This window comes from Paenibacillus sp. 01T422 (assembly GCF_056398785.1).
On the sequence record NZ_JBFTQB010000808.1, the window covers coordinates 1 to 3036 of the forward strand.

Sequence of the window (3036 nt, forward strand, 5' to 3'; positions counted from 1 at the left end):
ATGCCAATGAAACCAATACGGGATGGGTTCATTGGAACTCCGGAACGAGACCTGGCGCTGGCCAGCTTAAATTTGAAAATTGGCCGGATGTAAGGGAATATCCCGACAACGCTCTATTCCCTACAAATTTCAATAACCTGGGAACCGGAGAACAAGCCAATTTATTTACATCCAAGAATAAAGACGTAGTAGACTTGCATGTTTCTTGGTTACGTGATTATGGCATAGACGGGTTAGCGATTCAGCGGTTTTATGGTACAACAGAAGAGATCGAAAGTCCTATAAAAAATAGTATAAACATGGTTCAAGATGCAGCTGAAAAGTATAACAAATTATTTTATGTCATGTATGATTTGTCAGGATCAGGGAGTGTGGGAGAAGCAGCTATAGATCGAATCAAAAAAGATTGGGTTTATAATGTAGAACGAAAAGGCATTGTAAGCTCAACGAGTTATGCCCATGCAAAAGGTAAACCAGTAGTTAGCTTATGGGGGCTAGCGGGTGACAACCCATCAAGGTATCCTAGCGCAAGTGTTGCGCTCACACTAATTCATTGGTTCCAAGACAGAGGCTATTATGTTATTGGAGGCTTGCCTGATAATACATGGGCAACGGTAACAAATGATTATGCTGCCGTCTATCAGTCCCTTGATATGGCATCTCCTTGGACGGTAGGACGGTTTAATGGCTCAGAGGATGCTAAAGCATGGTGGGAGCAAACAGACCAACGATTGGATAGAGAACTGGCGTATTGTGAGCAATATGGAATTGATTTCCAGCCAGTTGTTTTCCCTGGGTTTGCTTGGTCGAATCTGAGGAATGGTTTGAATTCACCGCCAAATGAAATAGCCAGAGAAAGCGGAAATTTCATGTGGACGCAGGCGGCGCTATTAAGAGAACATGGTCTAAGGACATCGTATATCGCCATGTTTGATGAGTATGATGAAGGTACAGCAATCATTAAGGGTGCTGAAGATTCTTATGAGATCCCGCAAGGCGAGCAGTATTTGTATACACAAGCCTCAGAAGGTACATGGCTTTCTTCCGATTTTTATTTGCGGCTGACGGGAGCTATTGCCGATTTGAACAAACGTGATATTACTGAGAGCAATCCGGTAAGCTATGAGGTGCCGATTGAGCATTCGCAAGGTCCTGTTTATTGGCGAAATGGTTTTGAACAACGCGTAGCTGCAGGCGGTGAACTAACCAATGTTGACGTAGGTATTTACAATCCGGGTGATGCAGATGAACGCGGAAATCCACAAATTTTGAAGCGTCAGAATTCGGACCCCTCTTTAGATGCCTTTGCCATCGAGAGAGATACCTTTCATGCAGGTGTGTATTCATTCCGTTTTAGCGGTAAATCGGAAAATGGTTCCGAGAATACTCAGCTTTATGCGCGAATTGCGCCAACAAAAATAAAAGTTCAGAACAATTTGGAGCTTTCTTATTATATCCATGCTGAAAACGACTTAGGTCGGCACGCTTTCATTGATTTGTTGTTTGACGATGGGACTTATTTAAGCAACAAGGCTGGATTTACTGGCAAAAGCGCAAAAGGCACAGTAGGCGAATGGGAGAAAATCTCTTATGGTTTAGATTCTTCTTTCATAGGCAAGACGATAGTGGCGGTTATCGCCGCATACGATAACACGGCAGATGGCGTTTATACGGCTTACATGGATGATATAACGATTCAAAAATCGCAAAATCCTGAAGAGCCAACAACGCCAGTGCTTAGTCAAGCGTTGCTTGCGGTTGACACGACTTCACTTCAAGTGGGAACCACGGCTTCAGCGCGGGTAACGGGTACGCTTAGTAATGCAGCGCCTGCTGATCTCACTGTAGCCGCAGTTACGTATGGCTCAAGCAACAGCGCGGTTGCAACAGTTGATAGGCAGGGGCATATCATCGCGGTAGCCGAAGGTACTACTCAAGTTACAGCTGCGGTTACTCTGCAGGGTGTAACCGTGCAGAGTAATGCTGTTACGATCACAGTGGTGAAGCCGGTATCTTTAGGGGCCCCAGGCATGCCAGTCTTATCATCTAATAGCGGTGAAGCTACAGGATTAAGTGATGGCAGCTACACAGTAACCATGAATATGTGGTGGGGTAACAACGGTACTTTATTTAAGTTGTATGAAAATGGTACGCTCATCTCTACACAATCGATGAAGGATGCGGCTCCTGCGGCACAAACGGCTAAGGTTGATGTGCATGGTAAAGCGAACGGCACTTATACGTACACGAGTGAGCTTATTAGCTCTTTCGGTACGACAACGAGCAATCCGCTTGTTGTCACCATCGCGAACGCATCGCCGGGTAAGCCGGTGCTTTCCCAAGATAATTGGGATGGAGACGGTACATTTCATGTTGCGATGAACATGTGGTGGGGAACCAATGCTACAGAGTATCGTCTGTATGAGAATGGTGTGTTAATCGAAACGAAATCACTGCAAGCCGCTACGCCCGGCGCTCAAAGTACGGTGAGTGCAATTTCCGGACGTGGAGTTGGTACATACGAGTACCGAAGTGAATTGGTCAATGCAAGCGGAATAACCTCTAGTGACGTGCTAACCGTACAAGTAAAGCTATAATTGTAAGAGCCTTATGCATCCCGAAAGGGGTGCATAGGGCTTTTTTTCGAAAAATAGATTGTTATGCTAAATTTAACTCATAGTTCCAATACCTTACATGTTATTGCTGATATTTGGAAACGATATCTTAAAAAAAATAGTCGAATATGGACTGATTAGTGTTGAGATAATGCGAGGGATGCCCAGTAAGTAAGATGTGTTTTCTTACTTTAATATTTGCTGTAGGAGAAGGAAAAAAGTAAAGTAGTATAACTAGTCCTAAGTCTATGGGTATTGAATTAAAGATAATGTCTATTGAGAACTGGTATGATTGTACCAAGTTAAAAATCCAAGCAAGAACAAGTAAATGTTTTTCCAGCACCTGTTGTTTACTGGATTGCAGAATCTAAATATGTTGATGATTTTGAGCTGCGAGCAGTATATCTTTTGCTTGAAAATA

At 43.6% G+C, this 3036-nt stretch carries 1 pseudogene; it reads left to right on the forward strand.

Annotated elements, in window-relative coordinates:
- A pseudogene (locus AC1DUA_RS31600) lies at positions 1-2597 on the forward strand (hypothetical protein); the annotation flags it as partial.
- Positions 2598-3036 lie beyond the last annotated feature (439 nt).